This window comes from Aestuariibaculum marinum, assembly GCF_014596975.1.
Taxonomy (GTDB): domain Bacteria; phylum Bacteroidota; class Bacteroidia; order Flavobacteriales; family Flavobacteriaceae; genus Aestuariibaculum; species Aestuariibaculum marinum.
The window spans coordinates 635,493-654,458 of record NZ_JACVXD010000002.1; the positions used below are offsets into that span (position 1 = coordinate 635,493).

Annotated in this window: 11 protein-coding genes; 5 read left to right on the forward strand and 6 right to left on the reverse strand. The window is 35.6% G+C overall.

Annotated elements, in window-relative coordinates; translation table 11 throughout:
• From ICJ85_RS06725 to ICJ85_RS06750, 6 genes are all read right to left on the reverse strand, one after another.
• Positions 1–2,898 carry a glycosyl hydrolase 115 family protein gene (locus ICJ85_RS06725; RefSeq protein WP_188222999.1) on the reverse strand — a complete coding sequence of 966 codons (2,898 nt, stop codon included), beginning with the start codon at positions 2,896–2,898 and terminating at the stop codon, positions 1–3.
• Positions 2,899–4,446 carry a family 43 glycosylhydrolase gene (locus tag ICJ85_RS06730; protein WP_241739497.1) on the reverse strand — a complete coding sequence of 516 codons (1,548 nt, stop codon included), beginning with the start codon at positions 4,444–4,446 and terminating at the stop codon, positions 2,899–2,901.
• Positions 4,447–4,522: 76 nt separating this feature from the next.
• A complete protein-coding gene (locus ICJ85_RS06735) occupies positions 4,523–5,647 on the reverse strand; it encodes a glycoside hydrolase family 88/105 protein (protein WP_188223001.1) in 1,125 nt (374 codons plus the stop codon).
• A gap of 10 nt (positions 5,648–5,657) precedes the next feature.
• On the reverse strand, positions 5,658–8,447 hold the full coding sequence (locus tag ICJ85_RS06740; protein ID WP_188223002.1) for a glycosyl hydrolase: 2,790 nt from the start codon (positions 8,445–8,447) through the stop codon (positions 5,658–5,660).
• 26 nt (positions 8,448–8,473) lie between these two features.
• Positions 8,474–9,715: an oligogalacturonate lyase family protein gene (locus ICJ85_RS06745; RefSeq protein ID WP_188223003.1), complete on the reverse strand. Its 1,242-nt coding sequence runs from the start codon at positions 9,713–9,715 to the stop codon at positions 8,474–8,476.
• A gap of 61 nt (positions 9,716–9,776) precedes the next feature.
• Positions 9,777–11,141, reverse strand: a complete 1,365-nt coding sequence (locus tag ICJ85_RS06750) for a glycoside hydrolase family 28 protein (RefSeq protein ID WP_188223004.1) — start codon at positions 11,139–11,141, stop codon at positions 9,777–9,779.
• 287 nt (positions 11,142–11,428) lie between these two features.
• Between ICJ85_RS06750 and ICJ85_RS06755 the strand changes: the two genes are divergently transcribed.
• The 5 genes from ICJ85_RS06755 (at position 11,429) to rhaM (ending at position 18,965) form a co-directional block, all read left to right on the forward strand.
• A complete protein-coding gene (locus tag ICJ85_RS06755) occupies positions 11,429–14,539 on the forward strand; it encodes a SusC/RagA family TonB-linked outer membrane protein (RefSeq protein ID WP_188223005.1) in 3,111 nt (1,036 codons plus the stop codon).
• Positions 14,540–14,557: 18 nt separating this feature from the next.
• Positions 14,558–16,078 (forward strand): RagB/SusD family nutrient uptake outer membrane protein, encoded by a 1,521-nt coding sequence (locus ICJ85_RS06760; protein ID WP_188223006.1) that lies wholly within the window; start codon positions 14,558–14,560, stop codon positions 16,076–16,078.
• Positions 16,079–16,228: 150 nt separating this feature from the next.
• The gene (locus ICJ85_RS06765) at positions 16,229–17,614 is read left to right on the forward strand and encodes a sulfatase-like hydrolase/transferase (RefSeq protein ID WP_188223007.1); all 1,386 of its coding nucleotides are present in this window, start codon (positions 16,229–16,231) and stop codon (positions 17,612–17,614) included.
• A gap of 12 nt (positions 17,615–17,626) precedes the next feature.
• Complete coding sequence (locus tag ICJ85_RS06770) at positions 17,627–18,637, forward strand: family 43 glycosylhydrolase (protein ID WP_188223008.1); 1,011 nt, start codon at positions 17,627–17,629, stop codon at positions 18,635–18,637.
• A gap of 1 nt (position 18,638) precedes the next feature.
• A complete protein-coding gene (gene rhaM, locus ICJ85_RS06775) occupies positions 18,639–18,965 on the forward strand; it encodes an L-rhamnose mutarotase (RefSeq protein ID WP_188223009.1) in 327 nt (108 codons plus the stop codon).
• Position 18,966: the final 1 nt, after the last annotated feature.

The following is an 18,966-nucleotide window of genomic DNA, read 5'->3' on the forward strand; positions in this document are numbered from 1 at the left end:
TTAAAGTTTAGTTTCTGTCCCTAAATGATAAGGGTTGATTTTGTTTTTAGATGTGTTTAAAATGAAATAATCCAGAGTTACGCCTGCATCAATCATGTAAATTTTTAAAGTTTGCTGCCCTTTATTTTTTAAAGAAACTTGTATTTGTTTTTTAGATGTGTTACTCAACACATTTTGTTTCCATGTATGGCTTCGTCCTTCAGTTTTGAAGTCTATAATATTAACAGGCTCATCATTCCATTGCACGGCAAGTTTAACAGAGCCATTGGTTGTTAAAGGATGAGTTGGAAGTGCGCTTAATGTTAAAATGGCTTCGTTAGTTATTGTTTCCGTGTTGATTTGATACTCCAGAATGGGTGCGTTATTATAATCTGAAAAAGATTTGGATGTTAAAGGACTAGCTTGCAATGCGTGTTGCGAATGGCCTAAACCTTTTAATGGTTTCCAGAAGGCCTTGTTTTTTTCTTCATTTTTATTGAAACTGCTGGCGTACCAAATAGCGAATCCGTTAGTTTCAATAATGCTGTTTTTGGTTAGATTAGAATAGCTTTCGGAAATATTAATTTGGATATCCTTTTTGAAATTTTCGGCCTCAATTGTAATTACTTCTGAAAGCGGTTTACCACTTTGCTTCCATGAATCCCAATCTATGGAAATAAAGATTCTGTCTTCTAAAGAATTTTCAAAATTCAGAAATCCTGATGATTTTGAAATATTAAGCCATTCAGGAATATTTGTTATTGTCCACTTGGTATACTCTTTTGTTTTTAAATAGACATCAATAAAATGAAAAGAGGAATTATTTAGGTAAAAGGTTGGTAGCTTACTTATGCCTTTAGGAGTTTTTAAAGTGTCTTCAACCGAAACACCCAGAATGTCTTCGGAAGAGTTTTTATAAAGTACAATTTCAGGCATTTGGTATACAGGGAGGTTTCTAGGTTTCATATCCATCATGCCGTTCCATTTTCCATTGGAAAGCGCATTGTATTTTTCAGTTAAGCTAGCAATCTTTTTGTATGCTTGATTTGATGAATCTCGGTAAGCATAAGCACTTGTTCTCCCTTGGTAGGTATACGCCATACTTTTATCTCTATATAAAAATTTTTTGTTCATATTAGAAGCAGCTTCAACAGGATAACTCACCAGCTGAACAAATGAACTTTTTAATTCTTCAGGTAATTGCTGTTCTATAGATTTTACTTTGATCTCTATAGCTTCATAAGTAGCAATCCGAATAGAAGTTTCATCACCAAATGAGAATGCGGTGTAATCTGATTTATGAATCTGTGTGGTTGGTTCGGTCTGACTCCAGCCCATAAATTCCGGTTTGCGTTCGAAAGCTAAATGGTAATATTTGGTTTTTAAATCGGCAATCGTTTTTCCTTTATCTTCTCCAAAAATGTCTGTAAAAAAGTCTTCTTGATGTTGGGGTATGGCTTCAATATGTTCAAACTGAGAGGTATCATAAGCCATGTCTAAAAATAGCTGGGTATTGTATTCGGCTGGTTTAATATCGCCTACGTTTAAAATCCAGATGTTTTTATTGTTCAGTACGTAGGCTTTCATCATTTCTTCCCAAATAAGATAGGGACTCGTGGTGCTTAACCATAAATAGTCATGAGGTCTTCCCCAATAGGATGCATGATAATATACGCCACCACCGCCAGTGCGTTGTTGTTCTTTGGTGTCGCTCAACGATCTAATGTAGCCGTAGTTGTCGTCGGTCCAGACTAAAGTAATGTCATCAGGGACTTCAAGTCCGTTTTTATATAAGTCCAGAACTTCTTTGTAAACAGTAAAAGCCTGTGGTACCTGAGAGGCATCAGAGTTAATATATTTTTCAAGTAAGCCACGTTGATCTTTTATAATGCCGTCTAATAAATCTACAGCTTCGTCTTTACTTTTCACACCTTCCATACCGCTGTCGTGTACACCTCGCATACCAATAGTATAAATAGCATCGATATTTTTTGCAGCTTTTACGCGGTCTTCCCAATAGTTATAAACTGTGTTTTTATTGTTTTTGTAATCAAAGCCTCCTAATTCTGCTTTATCCCATTCGTCTACATTGTTTCTTAACATGGGCTCTGCGTGTGATGTGCCAATGACTATGTTGTACAATTCAGCCATTTTTGCATTACCAGGATAGTGAAAAAAGGCTTTAGTACTAGGGTGCATGGCAGGCCAAATAGCATTGGCATTTAGCCTAAGTAATAATTCGAAAATTTTAGTATAAGTTTTTGGTCCAATATCTCCTGTTTCAGGTTCAAAAGTTTTGGCCGCCCAGGGTTGTAAGCCCCAATCTTCGTCATTTAAAAAGATACCTCTGAATTTTACCGATGGTTCTTTGCTAAAATAGTTAGATTCCTTAATAATGAGCTCGCTTTGTTTTTTTGCAGGAACATCGGCCCACCAATACCACGGATTTACGCCTATTTGTTTTGAAAGATTGAATACGCCGTAAGCCGTTCCGCGCGGCTGGGTGCCGGCTATAACGAAAGCTTTGTTTATATTTTTATTAGGATTTGAAACGGTTTTGTACAGATAACTTTCCCATTGGTTTTTAAACTCCAAAGGATAGTCATATGGACTTAAAAACTGATTCATCAATTCAGATTCTAACGCTCCAATAATAATAACATGACCTTTAGCATCGTCTATATTTGTTATGACTTCAGGTTTATAGTTAGTGACTTTAAAGATATCTTCAGCTAATAAATGTGAGGTAATAGAATCTAAAGGAGAAGCTTCTCTGTTATATAAAATGGAGGTATGATGTGTTGATGTAAAAATTTCAAAAGTATCACTTTGCTTGGTTTTGGATTGCGTTGATGCTCTACAAGCCAAGAGCAAGATAAGATTTAAGATGAGTAAAATACTTTTTACAAATAACTTCATTTAATTTTTTTGATTTATAAAAGAAACATCATCAATTTGACAATTTGAACCCGAATCTCCATCTACGTAAAAACCGATTTCAACTTTCCCGTTTTTTACTGTAATGTTTTCAAGTGTGATAATGGACCAGTTTTCAATCTTTTTAGTAACAGAAACATGCTTTTCAATACCACCACTTTCAGCATACATGTTTAATATTTTGAAATTGCCATTGGTTTTTATTTTCGCAGTTAAAGTATATACTCCATCAGCTAATTCAACCGAGGGAGTAGATTCTATAAATTGAAATACTTTACGTTTAAAATCAACTTTATCTTCAATATTCAGACTTTTTTCACCAATAACATGTTTTCGATCTTCTTGAGAGTTGAAATAGTTAAGTTGAGGTGATTCTGAATCGCCTACAAGAACAGCGTTTCCTTGATATACTTTTGTTATCCATCCTGTAATATGTTCCTGAATAGGTTTTACAGGTGAAGGAATAGCTCGACGGTCGGCTTCAAAGCTTGGATTTTTAACATAATTATTATCGCCGGCAACTCGCCATTCTCCTGTAGTTTCATTTAAATTCCATGAATTTAGAGAGTTAAAAACAGGTGTGTCTTTATCAAAAGATAGAGGGACCCATTGGTTGTAACCTAAGCCGTTGCCGGCAAAATTTGCCCAACGATCGCCGCAATAAACTACAGTTTCCTGTTTGCTTCCTTCTACGTTTACAAAAAATCCGGTTTGCGTAATATGGGCAAAATCATCCATACAGCCTGGTGTGATCAACATTTCGTTAGTTGGGGTGTAGGGACCTTTAATGTTTTCGGCAACCAGATAATAGGCATATGATGAATCCCAGCCATAAAGATTTGATGCAAATACATAATACTTGTTATTGTATTTAAACATGCAGTTACCCTCACGTCCTTTGCCTTTGTAAATTTGAGTGCAATCGAGTAAATCGACTTTTCCGTTTTTTATACCAATTTCTGAAATGTATATTTTATTGCGTCCCCGTCCGTAAGAATATACCAGATATGATTTTCCGGTATCGTAATCAGTGAAAACGGTTTGGTCGCCTGTATTTGGAGTGCCTATCATTTCGGTCATATCCAGTCGGTTATGCTTTTTAAAGTTTCCGGTAGCAGAATTAGATAAAGCGATTAGCACGCTGTTATTATGTTGAATAAACAAAGCATATTGCTTTTTTTCTGGAATATAAACAACTCCCATACGTCCTAACCAACCAGTGCGACCGTCTTGTTCTACTTCATTTTTTTCCAGTACATTATTTTCAAACCTCCAGTTTACTAAATCTGTAGAACTGTAGCAGGTAACTGCAACAAAATTATTTCTAGCTTGTGTTTGCGATGGGTCTTTGCGGTATAATTCAGCTTCTTTGTAATGTACACCGTACCAGTAATAAGTGTCTTCTCCAGTTTTCGGATTAGGAAAGATAAATATACCTCCACCCTGGCTGTAAATCGGTTTACCTTCAACGGTGTTCCAAAAGGTATCGTTTTTTATGTTTTTAAATTGAGCATATACAATTAAGTTCATCAATAAGATTGATGAACTTAAAAGTCTTTTTATGCGAATGGATTCAAAATTCAACATTATAAAGAAAGCGTTTTAATTATTTCATTCTATAAATTTCAGCGCCAGCTAAAAGAAAACATCCTAAACCATAATCTTCAAAATCTGGTACTTTGGTGTACGATAAAGGCATACCATCTTTAGGTTCTTTTCCAGTAGATTGCAAATAACCAAGGAATCCGTTGTCGTTTAAAGCTTCGTGAATAATACCATTCCATCCTTTTTCAATAACAGGAAGGTATTTGTCTTTACTTAAAATACCATTGTTAACGCCGTAGGCCATGCCGTAAATAAATAAGGCAGTTCCCGAAGTTTCTTTACCTCCAAAATGTGAAGGATCGTGCAAACTTACATTCCAGAATCCATCATTACGTTGAATAGGAACTAGGGCTTCGGCCATCGCTTTTAAATCTTTTATGTATTGATCGCGGTGTGGCGCATCTTCGGGAATAATAGATAATACTTTTGCTAAAGCACCAATAACCCATCCATTACCACGACTCCAGTAGCAATCTTCCCCGTTAGGTTCTGTATACGGCGGATCGAAATCTGCATCACGCCACCAAAGGCCATCTTTAGGATTGTAAAGTCCGTTGTCACCATGTTTATTTCTGGTATACATGTACATCTCGTACATTTTTTCGAAGTAGCGTGTATCGTTTTCTAAAACACCTAACTTAGCAAATACAGGCATCCCCATTTGAATGGCATCAATCCAAGACCAGTCGTCCAATTGAGGGGTATTCATAAGCATGTTTATACAAGCCTTCGTGTTTCTTAATTTTTTAGAATCTGGTTCTAAAATGTATAAATCAATATAGGTTTGTGCCGCGCAATAATCATCAGCATTTCGGTTGGCATTACCATTTCTAAAACCCCAGTTATGGAATTCTGCCCAATCGTAAGCATATTTGTAATAGGTTTCGTCAGGATATATTTCGTATAAGGCCATTAATCCTTCGTAGTACACACCACGCGTCCAAATGTTACTTGGGCGTTCTTTATTTGTGATAATCGTTTTACCTACATCTTGCCATTTTTCCATGAAATATTTGTTGGCAAGTTGCATGTCTTCTAAGACTTCTTTTTTGTTGAAAGGTTGCTGAGCAAAACTTAATCCTGAAATTAAAAGTCCTAAGCTGAATGATAAAAAATGCTTTTTCATAAGATAATTGTTATTGTAATGTCTTTTTTAGAGGAGTTAAAGTTACAGGACCTAAAAGTCCAGACGGCATCGGGTTCCAAAGTGTGGCGTCAAATTTTTGATAATCTTTATTTACCATGTTAATCTCGTAAAAGATTTTCCATTCTTCGCCTCGTAATTCTTTTGCACGTATTCTGTTTGCTGGTAAATTAGTTACCTGTATTTTTAATTCGTTTGTTCCTTTTTTCAATTTGCCTAATTGAATATTGAAAGGTGCCGACCATACGTCTCCAATATAGGTGCCGTTTAACCAAATTTTGGCACTTTCTCTAACATCACCTAAGTTGAGCTTCCAGTTATCGGCATTAATTTCAGGTGCATTAAATTCTATCGTATAAGAAGCTGTTCCAGAAAAAGCTTCAGCTTTTGGACTTAAAGTTGTCCATGATTTTAAACTGTCTAATGTTGCAGACGCCGGAAGTTGCGGGCCGCCTTTTTCAAAATCAATTGCCCAAGTACCGGTTAAAGGAATTGGTTTTATTGGTGCTTTAATAATATTATCCCCTTCTTTATATTTTAAATGAAGTGAAATAAAATCTTCATAATATGTCCAGTCAGTTTGAGATTTGCTGTTTTCAGTTTTAAGAATATAAGATTTTCCTGGTTCAATTTGAAGTTTTACCAAAGTTCTATCGTCTTCTTTTTTAACGATAGCATTACCAACGTTGCGCGTCAACGGATCTAAAATAATGACTTCTTTATTGCCAATAGCAATAGGAAGGAAATCGTCTATAGTTTTAGATGTATGATTTACCAAATAATAAATTTTTTCCCCATCAATATCACGACGAATGAATTTCAACCCACTTTCCACCAGAGTTTCAGGGTTTACATTGGCAGTTTTTAAATCAATGTATAAATCTGTTGTTGGTTTAAATAAAGATTCATTAGAAGATATCAAATTCGATAATTCTTTGTTTTGAGCTTCATAATCGTGATATCCAGGGATCGATTCCGGCAGGCCTTCAAAAATTATATGTGCACCGGCTTGTTTTAATTCCAGTAATTTTTTCAAGGTTTCAAGAGGCATATATTCTGAATCCGGAATCACTAAAGATTTGTAAGTTCCGCCAGGTAAAACAATCAAGCCATCTTTAACCGAAGCTTTGGCAATAAATTGATCGGAAATAAAATCGGTATTGTAGCCTTTAGCCATTAAACTTTTACAGGTTTCGTAAAATGGTGTGTCGTGAAGCCATTCATCTAACGAGTGGATTTTAAACTGAAAGAATAAAGTGTTGTTTAAGTTTTTCCCCCAAGTATCGTAAATGGGCCAGTAGAGTAACGTTTCATTATCTGGTTGCCCCGATTGTAGCATGGATTGACAATTGGCAATATATGAAAATAAGGATGGTACATCTTCCCAAATGGTATTATTTGGGTTAAAGTTAACCGAAGCATAGAATTTCCATCCCGGCCAGGCTGCGCGTTCCGGTGAGTACGTGGAACCATGCAAAAATACGTGGTTGATACCGTTAAGCATTAAATCTTCAACCTCAGGTTTACATTGTGATAAGGCTGTTTTAAAATGGTCGCGAAGCCATGTGAAGGTCTCTGATGAGGTTAATGGTTTTCCAGCAATATGCGCTGCCGATGACGAGAATTTTAACATTACTGGGTCGGCATCACCCTCACGAATATCTTCCAGTTCTCGTCTAAAGCCCGGAATGTCGTAAGGCATAGAGCCAAACGTTTCACATTCCGGAATATCGGCTGAAGCATATAAATCGATAAGATTTCCAGGTGAACCATGCGCTTGTAATTTGGTTTTATATTGTTTTGAATTTGCCCATTCTGTCCACGGAATATCGAATTTATTTAATAATAAATCTGATAAGGTTTCTCTGTAATCGCTTTTAATACGGTTGCTAATATCGTTATCGGTAGTGTCTAGTAATTGTTGTAAATGTGGTAATAAGTCGTAACCACGACGAGTTTTAAATTCATCAAAGAATAGAGGTGTAAATGTGGTGCCGTAAACCTCGTAACTATCATTAAAAATAGCACGAATTTTTCCGTCGAATCCAGTTAAAGCTTCATTGAAAGGTACGACGTATTCGTTTAGAGCATCGGTAGAGTAGTGGTCTAAGGTGTAACCTTTACCACCCGGCGCCGCACGTTTTACTTGCTGGCGTGTTTTTCCGCTAAATACTGCATAAATGGTGTAATCGGAGTTGGTTGCTTGCCAGTTTAGCTTTTCATTTTCTAGTTTGTCTGTTATCTCGGTTGCGTTTCCATCAGTATCAAAAGCAATAACATGTAATAAGCTTGCTAAACCATGTTGTTTTTTGTCTTTAGGTTCAATGGTTGTATTGATAGTTGCGCCTTTTTTTACTTCGTATTTTTCAACTAAAAGTTGGGTCGCAGCATGTTCGGGAGTGACTTGTGGTCCGCCATAAGGCCAGCCTGTTCCTAAAACCATATCGACACCCATATTCAAACTATCGGCGATATGAATGGTATAATCCAGAATATCCATGTATTTAGGTGAAAGGAAGTCTATGAAATTTTCTTCTTCGCCTTTAACACCATAAATAGGCGTGATTTCTACACCACCTAATCCTGCTTTTTCAAAAGCTATTAAATGAGATTTAATGTTTGGCTTATCGACTGCGCTTCCCATCCACCACCAGCGTGTCCAAGGCTTTGTCGTGTTGGTTTGTTCCGGCCATGCCGATTTTGAATTGGTTTCAAGTTCTTTGCAGTTAACAAGTGTTAAACAGGTTAAAAGTAGTAGGTTATATGTGTTTTTAATCTTCATATAATAGTTTGAAAATTGAGTTTAGTTTAATGTTGATGTTTTTCGATATCGACCGCATAAATTTGCGTACTTCCTTCAAAGTTAGCTCTAAAGATAATTTGTTTTCCGTTGGGAGAAAAATGAACATTTGGCTCTAAATCGTAGTTATGGTTTTTCATGTTCACTAGTTTTTCTGAAACTAAACTATCTCCTTTTGGTGTAAAATGGTATAACCACATGCCGTCTTTAGCACGCGCTACTTGTCCGGGGTCGCCACCATCGCCAGCAAATGTTTTTTGGTCGGGTGAAATATTATAGTGAATAGACCATTCGTCGCGTTTTAATCCGTAGCGAGTTTCTTTTCCTGTTGCTAAATGTTTTCCAGCAAGGTAAAAGGTAACGCTTCTTGGAATTTGTAAGTCGAACCAAATGGTTTCTCCATCAGGACTAAAAAATTCATGTCCTGCTATTTCTCTTTCAACTGTTCTTTTGTGAATTAAAGTCGTGTCTTTGGTTTTAATATTGATGTTCCAAATGCGATTAACTTTATGCCAAGGGCCTTCGTGACAATACATAAGTAAATCAGGGTTAGTTGGTGAAAACTGAATATGATTTAACCAGGCATTTTCAGAGTATATATTCTTAAATTCTTTAGTGTTTACATTAATGGTAATGAGGCTTCGTTCTAATTTGGCTTCGTAAATCTTATCAAAATAACTAGATTTTTTAGGGTTCTTTTTAAAGATTTCGTTTTCTTCTTTGGTAATTAAAGCACCGCCTAGTAAGGTTTCATCTGCATTTAAAGTGGTTACAGAACCAATAACATCATCATTAAATTTATAGATGAATTCGGTTTCGTGTGTGTCGATATGGGTTGAAAACACACTGTCTTTAATCATGTAAAAGACTTTGCGGGTTTTGCGCCCCAAAATTTCACCGCGTTTATTTCCTTTTTTGTGGGTAATTTGTTGGACTTCCTTTGTGGTTAGGTTTACAGTGAAAAATTGATTTCCAGTTTCAGAAGAACCTGAAAAAACCATTAAATCTTCAGTCCCGTCTTCTGATTTTAAAAACGGGTTATTATGAAAGTAAAAACTTCGGTTGTCTCCGGGTCTGTTGACTAATTTTTCAACTTTATGACCGGTAATAGAATCGATCCAGATTTTTGCAACAGAACTTGCTTTGCCTGTTTCTCTCACTGGAATTTGAATTTCCGCTTTTGAATTATTCGATTTACATGAAACAGAAATAATTAAAGAAAGGGTTAATAAATATGTTAAAGGTCTCATTGGTTTAGTTTTAGTTGAAGGTATACGTTTTTATGATTTCATTTGTAATTAAAATGAATTATTAGTTTTCCATGAAATTAATAACGTTTTCATGAATATGTTTTTCCTTTAGGATATTATCTACCGATACATTTTTGAGAAAAACATTCTCGATAGGAAGCTCTGCCTGACCAAATATTTTTGATAGATATTCGGTTTCCGTAGCTGATACATTTTTAAGATGCACGTCGCTAATTGGAGTTAGTTTTCTTTCTATTGTTGGCACTAAATCACGCCATTGGTAAAGCACATCGGTTTCTATTCCTAAAACTCCATTAGCTATTTTACCCGCTTTTATATTTTCAACAAAAATGTTTTTTACATAACCACCACGACGTTCGTTGGTTTTTATAAATACTAAATGATACATTTTAGCACCATCAACCACATTACAGTTGTCTACAAAAACATTCTCAATACCACCGGAAAGCTCACTGCCTATAGCTACCAACTGATGACCGTTTTTCATGGTGCAATTTCGCATGACAATGTTTTTTGAAGGTGTATTTAATCGCCAGGCATCTTGATTTCTACCAGACTTTATGGCAATAGCATCATCACCTTGGTCGAATACACAGTTTTCAATAATTACATTTTCGCTCATTTCAGGATCAACACCATCATTGTTATGTCCGTGAGCATATACATTTAAATTTCTAATAACCACATCTTTTGAAAGGTAAGGGTGAATGGTCCAAAACGGACTGTTTTCAATGGAAATACCTTCTAATAAAATGTTTTGACTACGATTAAATTGAATAAACTGCGGTCGGAAATGTGCGGTATCATTTACCATTTGGCGTTCCTCAACAGGCTTGTTATAAGACGCCAGATTGTAAAGGCGTTTTAAACTATTCATATGAGGCTCTGGACGTGGAAACCAAGTTTCCCAAACATCCATTTTTGCTTTTAATTTGCCTTGGCCAGTGATGGCTATATTTTTGCATTGATAGGCATAAATAAGCGGAGAGTAATTGTAGCATTCCATGCCTTCCCAAGTAGAATGCACTGCAGGAAGATAATCTTCAGGTGCTTCTGAGAATAACAAAACAGCACCTTTGTTTAAATGTAAATTAACGTTGCTTTTTAAGTGGACAGTTTTTGTTATCCATTCGCCCTCTGGAATAACTACAATGCCTCCTCCAATTTCATTAGCCTTACTTATAGCTTCAGAAATGGCTTTGGTGTTTATTTCTTTGTTGCCCTTAACAGCTCCGAAAGTGGTGATGTCAAATTGTTCACATTTGCTAAAGTCAGGGACTTTAATAGCAGGCATTTTAAAAGGAGCCTCGACTTCAAGTGAATGCAATTGTACATGATTGTCATTGGTTTTACAAGAAAAACAAAACAAAAGAGCTACAATAATAATTACCTTATATAAATTCATAAAATAATGTCTTTGGTTTAGTTGAACGATAAAGGTATTTTTTACAGATATAATTAGTATCCTGTAGCATCCTGTATTAACGGATTAAAAGCGTTGGTTTTTTAAATTACGGAAATCATATTTTTTTTACTTTAAATTTATGTTTAATATAATGATATAGATGTTTTTTTATGATAAAACAGGTAGGTGCAGGATGCTTTAGCGATATTTTAAGATTTAATTTGAATACCAGTTGGATATGAAATGCACTTTCTTCTAACGAAATAAACAACTAAACTAAATAACATATGAAAAACAAATTAACTCATTTGTTGAGTTTGCTTGTGTTTGCTATTATGTATACAACAAGTTATGCTCAAGAAAAAACAGTAACAGGAACTGTTACAGACCAATCTAATTTGCCACTTCCAGGGGTAAATGTCCTAGTAAAAGGAGCCAGTCGGGGAACGACAACTGATTTTGATGGGAATTTTAATATTTCTGTTTCTTCAGGAGAAACTCTGGTATTTTCTTATGTCGGGTTTAAAAGTGCCGAACAGGTTGTTGGAAGTGAAAGTGTGTACAATATATCATTAGAAACGGACAATGCACAACTTGATGAAGTTGTAGTTGTTGGATATGGTACACAGAAAAAGACGAGTATAACTGGAGCAGTTGCTTCATATTCAGCGGAGGGCTTGGATGAAAGACCGCTAGTAAGAATGGATCAAGCTTTGGTAGGTCAGTTAGCAGGGGTTCGTGTTAAACAAACCAGCGGGGTGCCAGGTGCAGGTTTTACTATTCAAGTAAGGGGGTCAGGTTCCATTAACGCTAGTAACGAACCATTATATGTTGTAGATGGATTTCCTTTAGATACAGATGGACAGCCATCAAATCTAAACCCTAATGATATTGAATCTATTCAAGTTTTAAAAGATGCGTCTTCAACGGCTATTTATGGTTCCAGAGGATCTAACGGTGTTGTATTAATTACAACAAAAAGAGGTAAGTCAGGAAAGCCGAAAATTAGTTTTAACACCTATGCAGGATGGAATGAAACCGTAAAAAAATTGGATGTGCTTTCTGCTGAAGAATGGGTTGAGCGTGCTATTGAGCACCAAAATTATGCTTATGTTAGGAATTTTGGAGACCAAGGAGCGACATCAAGCCATACTAATGACCAGAGACGAGCGATTTTAGGATTGGGTCCGGATGAGATAAATACTGGATATATGTATGATGAACGTTGGTTAATGCCAGGTCATCCAGGTCTTGATTACGTAGATTGGCAGGATTTATATTTCAGAAAGGGATTTGTTCAGAGTTATCAACTTTCAGCAACCGGAGGAAATGATAAGGCCCGTTATTATATTTCAGGAGATTATTCTGATCAGGAAGGTATAGCAATTGGAGTTAATAATGAAAGATTTAATTTAAGAGCTAATATAGAGGTCTCTCCCTCTGAAAATTTAAAATTCGGAATTAATTTGGCGCCTTCTTTTGGAACAATTGATGATCCGGGAGTTGAAGGAAAGGATGCTATTACTCACATTATTGTTGGTATGACTCCTGTTGTAGAGTCTTCAGTTGGGGCTTTATATACAAATACAGGTGATTTTTCTCGATATGCTTGGGCAAGTAGTAGAGTTAGTCCGCTTGCAGAGGCAACCTTTAATAAGCGAACAATTAAACGATTCAGAAATTTAGCTACTGTATTTTTAGAGTATGAGTTTCTGGAAGGTTTAAAGTATAAAGGAACGATAAATTCAGACCTTCAAATAAATACGACAAATAGATTTACACCATCTTGGATTACAAGAAACAGGACTGCATCTGGTTCAAAATCTGGTGATACGAGAACTTCTTTTGTAACGGAGCATACACTTAATTATATTAAATCTTTTGGTAATCATAATTTCAATGTGTTAGGTGGGTATTCATATAACGAATTTAATTTTGAAGATTACTCTATTAGTGCGACAGGGTTCCCTTCTGACGACATAGAAACTTTAAATGTGGCTTCAACAACTAGTGGGTCTACATCAAAAAGTAAAAACACCTTAATCTCTTATTTTGGAAGATTGCAATATGATTACAATGAAAAGTATTTCTTTCAGGCAACACTAAGGCGTGATGGATCATCGAGATTTGGAAATAATACCAAATTTGGTACGTTCCCGTCATTTTCTGCAGGTTGGAGAATCTCAGAGGAAGATTTCATGAAAGATAATGATGTGTTTAACGAATTAAAATTAAGAGGTAGTTGGGGACTTTCCGGTAATAATAATATTGGGAATTATGAATCTATAGCTAATTTAAGTAATACAAATTATAGTTTTGGAGGTGCTTTGGCTAGCGGTCAATCGCCATCAAATTTCGCAAATCCAGATTTAAGCTGGGAGAAATCAGAGTCTATAAATATAGGTTTAGATGTAGGATTATTTAATAGTAGAATTTTCACTTCTTTAGAATATTATACCAAGAGAAATTCAGATTTATTATTAAGTATTCCAGTGCCAACTTCAAGTGGATTTGGTACTGCATTAACTAACATTGGAGAAGTTTTAAATAAAGGATGGGAAGTAGAGTTAACATCTAGAAATTTAGTAGGTGGTGATTTTACTTGGACAACTAATGCAAATATAAGTCATAATACAAACGAGGTTAAACAACTAGGCCCGAACAATACCTCAATATTAGGAGGAGCTTTCGATATTACCCATAATATTTTAGAGGTAGGTAAGCCTATGTACACGCTTTATGTAGTGCAGCAAGATGGTTTATTAACAACTGAGGATATTAACAATGGAGTACCTCTGTACGGGAATCAAGAGGCTGGAGATCCTAAGTATGTAGATCAAAATGGTGACGGCGTTATTACCCCGGATGACAGAACGTATTCTGGTCACCCAGATCCTAGTTATGTTTGGGGTGTTACCAATACGTTTAAATACAAAGGTTTTGATTTGTCAGTTCAACTTCAAGGACAATGGGGAGGAAAGATATATTCTACTTTTGGTCGTGCCATGTATAGAACAGGTATGGGAATACCAGATAATACTTTAGGATTAGCAAGAGACCGATATATTTGGCAAGAAGGTGCTATAGTTACAGAAGAAGATTTAGCAGGAAAAACACGTAAATCGCCATCAAGTTTTGGTAGAATTAAAAATACGGACTGGCTTTACGATAACGATTACTGGAGAGTAAGAAACATTAGTTTAGGATATGATTTAGGTTCACAAATACAATCTGAGTTAATATCGGGAGCAAGAGTATACTTCACTATGGAAAACTGGTTTGGAGGAGATAAGTATGATGGAGGTTTCAATCCTGAAGCTGTGAATAATAATGGAGACGACTATGGGGCATTCCCGTTATCAAGATCTATTATCCTTGGGCTTAATCTTAACTTTTAGAATTAAAAAATTACACATATGAAAAAATATATATTAATAAGTCTTTTATCAGTATTGGTATTTGGTGCTTGTGAAAGTGAGTTAGATCAAGCGCCTTTATCAAATAGAAGTGCTGCTGACTTTTATGAAAATGAAACTGATTTCGAACAGGCAATTGTAGGTGTTTATAATGCCATAAAGTATCATTCAGGCTCACAGTTTTACTTGTCAGAAGTACGTTCAGATAATGTTTATATAGCTGGATTAGCTGGGGTTCGTGAGTGGATTCCTGTAACTAACTTTTCAAGAACTTTAGTAACCAATCCTTTAGTGAGAGATGCTTGGGATGATCCTTATGTGGGGATACTTAGAGCAAATACAATTTTAGATCAATTGGATGAAAATGTAATTCCAGATCAAACAACTAGAAATAGAATGGAAGGAGAGGTTAAGTTTTTAAGAGCTTTTTTCTATTTCGATTTGGTTAGATTTTTTGGAGGTGTTCCGTTAATTGATAAAATAATAACACCAAGTGAGGCTCTTGAGATTCCGCGTGCTACACCTCAGGAAGTATATGATTTAATTGTGGCAGATTTAGAAAGTGCCGTTAATTTATTACCAACCACTCCAACTGAGGCTGGAAGACCATCTTCTATTGTTGCTAAAGCATTGTTAGGAAAGGTTTACTTAACTATGTCAGGACCAACTTATAATATTGAAGGTCCTGGATTAGGGGTTGATATGACATCGCAAGCCTTAACACTATTCAATGATGTTATATCTAGTGGTCAATATGGAGACGTAACGGATTATGCGTCCATTTTTAATACAACGTCGGAGAATAATAAGGATATCGTTTTTGCTATTCAGAATATAAATGACGGAGTTGGAGGAGATAGAGGTATTGGTACAATTCTGCCTACGCTAATGTATCATGAAGCTTGGGCTAGAGTTCATTTGCCATTTGCAGGAGGAAGTCCAAGTGATGGTATTATAACTCCTTCTAACCAATTATTAAACTCTTTTGAAACAGACGATGAAAGAGATGATTATTCAATATTAAGAAGTTGGGTAGATGACACAGGAGGATTAAGCAATGATGCTATGATTGTTAAGTATTTAGATTTAGATGATGAAGGCGAACCAATTAGTTCTGTTCTTCCGGTAGATCGCTTTAATTGGGGTGTTGATTTTCCAGTAATTCGTTATACCGATGTATTAATGATGAAAGCGGAAATTTTACTTAAAAACGGTCCAAGTCAAGCAGTAGATGATATTGTTAACGATGTAAGAAGTCGTGCTGGTTTAGGGCCTGTTTCAAATGTAGATTTAGATGATCTTTTAGAAGAGAGAAGAAAAGAGTTTTTTGGAGAAGGCTTAAGATTTCATGATTTGGTTAGAACAGGTAAGGTTATTGATGTAATAAATGCCTGGGAAGGCGTTGATGATACTGCAGGAGTAATGAATCCAATGGAAGCTAATTTCATTATTTATCCTATTAATCAAAGTCAAATAGAGGTGAAACCAGGATTGTATGAACAGAACCCGGGTTATAATTAAAAAATAGTTTGTTTAATATGTTTCTAAAGCGCTGCAATTGTAAAAAGTTGCAGCGCTTTTTTAATAATCAGTATACCACAGGATACTATTCCGGTTACAACTAAATATCTTTAATATTCCAACTAACTTTTTAAAACATAATTAATATTTATGAGTATTAGGTTTTTACCATTTACATTGCTTTGTTTTTTGCTTCTTTTGTTTTCAGCGTGTAAAAATCATTCTGTAGAAAAACAAATAGAAATTCATTTAGATAAAGGGCTGAATGTATTAGTTATTATAGCGGATGATGCTGGATGGAACGATGTTGGTTATAATGGTTCTGAAGTAAAAACGCCTAATATTGATAGTCTTGCAAATCATGGTGTGAAACTTAATAGGTTTTATGTCAATCCTACTTGTTCTCCTTCAAGAGTGTCTTTATTAACGGGAATGCCATCAAGTAGAATAGGAGTTGTGGCCCCTATTAGCGGAAAAAGTAATAAAACCTTACCAGATTCGATTACGACTTTGCCTCAGGCTTTAAAAAGGAAAAATTATCAAAATGCATTGTTTGGTAAATGGCACTTAGGTTTAGATATTTCAAACGGGCCAAATGCTTTTGGTTTCGATTATTCTTATGGTTTTTTACACGGGCAAATTGATCAATACACGCACCGTTATAAAAACGGCGATGCCAGTTGGTATAGAAATGATAGGATGATTGACGAAGACGGTCACACCACGGATTTAGTAACTAAAGAAGCTATTCAGTGGTTAATCAAGAAACGAGATACAACTAAAAATTTCTATGTGCAATTGGCTTACAGTGCACCTCATTTTCCGTTGCAAGAAGAAGAAAAGTGGAAAGCACCGTATTATAAAACCATAAAAGATAGCAGTCGGGTAGATTTTGCAGCGGCAATGACACACATGGATGATGCCATAGGGAAGGTGCTTAAAACGTTAAAGGAACAACGACTTGATGAAAATACTTTGGTAATTTTTATCAGCGATAACGGGGCTATGGAAAACTGGTATCCAACCTACCAGTATGATGGTAAATTTAAAGGCAATGATGTTTTAGGAAGTAATTTTCCGTTGCGCGACTGGAAAACCTCTAATTACGAAGGTGCCATTCGAGTGCCTGCTATAGCCTATTTTAGAGGTAAACTATCAGCCGAAGCGAATTCAAATTATATGGCGATTAGCGATGTTATGCCAACTATTTTAAGTTTAATAGGTGAAAATATTCCGCAGTATGTTGAAGGTGTAAATGTCTGGCCGTCTATTGAAAATAGTAAAATAGAAACCAATCACGATATTTATGTGCGTGGCCATATTCAGGAAAGTTTGATTCATAAACCATATAAAATTATTAGAAATCGTCATAAAGATGGTTTACCGGCCTTATATCAGTTATATAATATTGAAAGCGACCCAGAAGAGAAAAATAATCTTATAGATGAGCAAACAGAAATAGCAGAAACAATGAAAACATTGCTTCAAATTCAATTTGAAAAAGACGATAAAACGGTAAACGTTGAATTAAAATAGATTCTCATATAAATGAAATTAAAATCACTTTATTTTATTCTATTGCTGATTATTTGTTCAGCATGTGGAACTCAAAAAACAAAATACAATCAACTTAATATTGCCGATAAACCTTTGTTTCGAGACCCTGTTTTCGACGGTGCTGCAGATCCCTCAATTCTCTGGAATGAAAAGAACAAGGTTTGGTATATGTATTATACCAACCGTCGGGCAAAAGATACCACTTTAAGCGGTGTAGCATGGGTGCACGGAACAAAAATAGGTGTCGCTGAATCTAAAGACGGTGCACATTGGACTTATAAGGGGACTTGCAATATTGATTATGAAATTGAAAATGTCACGCACTGGGCACCCGATGTTTTAGAGTATGATGGTGTTTATCATATGTATTTAACCATTGTACCAGGGATATTTGAAGGTTGGTATCATCCGAGATATATTGTGCATTTAACAAGTAAAAATATGATAGATTGGGCATTTCAGTCTAAGTTGAAACTGGCTTCCGAACGTTGTATCGACGCCGATGTGTTTAGGTTGCCAGATGGTACATGGCGCATGTATTACAATAATGAAAACGATGGTAAATCTATTTATTATGCCGATAGCAAAGATTTATACCATTGGGTAGATAGTGGTAAAAAAGTAGTTAAAGATCGTGGTGAAGGACCAAACGTATTCCGTTGGAAAGGCAAAAACTGGATGGTTAACGATGCCTGGCGCGGATTAGGTGTGTATTGGTCTGAGGATTTTGATAATTGGAACAGACAGGAGAAAAATATTCTGGAAATTCCAGGAACGGGTGAAGACGATAAAGTAAAAGGAGGGCATCCCGATATTGTTGTGAGTGGAGATAAAGCGTATGTGTTTTATTTTACCCATCCCGAGCGCACACCAGAAAATAAAGGAAAAGACACGTATAATACAAGACGGACATCCATACAAGTTGCAGAATTAAAGTATGTAAATGGTGAAATTGTTTGCGATCGCGATGCACCTGTTTATATTAATTTAAATGCCAATTAAAATGAAAAAACACACCATTAGAAACGCTTTTAAAATGAAGTTGAAACCTGGTTTTGAAGCTGAGTATAAAAAGCGTCATGATGAGATTTGGCCAGAACTTTCAGAGTTACTTTCAGAAACTGGAATTCAGGATTACAGTATTTTTTTAGATGAAGAAACGTTAACACTGTTTGCTGTTCAAAAAATAAGTAAAGATTTCGATTACGATTTGTTGCCTAATCACCCTATTGTTAAAAAATGGTGGGCTTATATGGCAGACATTATGGATACGAACCCTGATAATTCTCCGGTTGCTTTACCCTTAAAAGAAGTTTTTCATTTAGATTAGT

What these genes read in the sequence shown, in the direction of transcription:
- ICJ85_RS06725 (WP_188222999.1), bottom strand. Translation starts at nt 2,898, where the DNA reads ATGAAGTTATTTGTAAAAAGTATTTTACTCATCTTAAATCTTATCTTG.
- ICJ85_RS06730 (WP_241739497.1), bottom strand. Translation starts at nt 4,446, where the DNA reads ATGAACTTAATTGTATATGCTCAATTTAAAAACATAAAAAACGATACC.
- ICJ85_RS06735 (WP_188223001.1), bottom strand. Translation starts at nt 5,647, where the DNA reads ATGAAAAAGCATTTTTTATCATTCAGCTTAGGACTTTTAATTTCAGGA.
- ICJ85_RS06740 (WP_188223002.1), bottom strand. Translation starts at nt 8,447, where the DNA reads ATGAAGATTAAAAACACATATAACCTACTACTTTTAACCTGTTTAACA.
- ICJ85_RS06745 (WP_188223003.1), bottom strand. Translation starts at nt 9,715, where the DNA reads ATGAGACCTTTAACATATTTATTAACCCTTTCTTTAATTATTTCTGTT.
- ICJ85_RS06750 (WP_188223004.1), bottom strand. Translation starts at nt 11,141, where the DNA reads ATGAATTTATATAAGGTAATTATTATTGTAGCTCTTTTGTTTTGTTTT.
- ICJ85_RS06755 (WP_188223005.1), top strand. Translation starts at nt 11,429, where the DNA reads ATGAAAAACAAATTAACTCATTTGTTGAGTTTGCTTGTGTTTGCTATT.
- ICJ85_RS06760 (WP_188223006.1), top strand. Translation starts at nt 14,558, where the DNA reads ATGAAAAAATATATATTAATAAGTCTTTTATCAGTATTGGTATTTGGT.
- ICJ85_RS06765 (WP_188223007.1), top strand. Translation starts at nt 16,229, where the DNA reads ATGAGTATTAGGTTTTTACCATTTACATTGCTTTGTTTTTTGCTTCTT.
- ICJ85_RS06770 (WP_188223008.1), top strand. Translation starts at nt 17,627, where the DNA reads ATGAAATTAAAATCACTTTATTTTATTCTATTGCTGATTATTTGTTCA.
- rhaM (WP_188223009.1), top strand. Translation starts at nt 18,639, where the DNA reads ATGAAAAAACACACCATTAGAAACGCTTTTAAAATGAAGTTGAAACCT.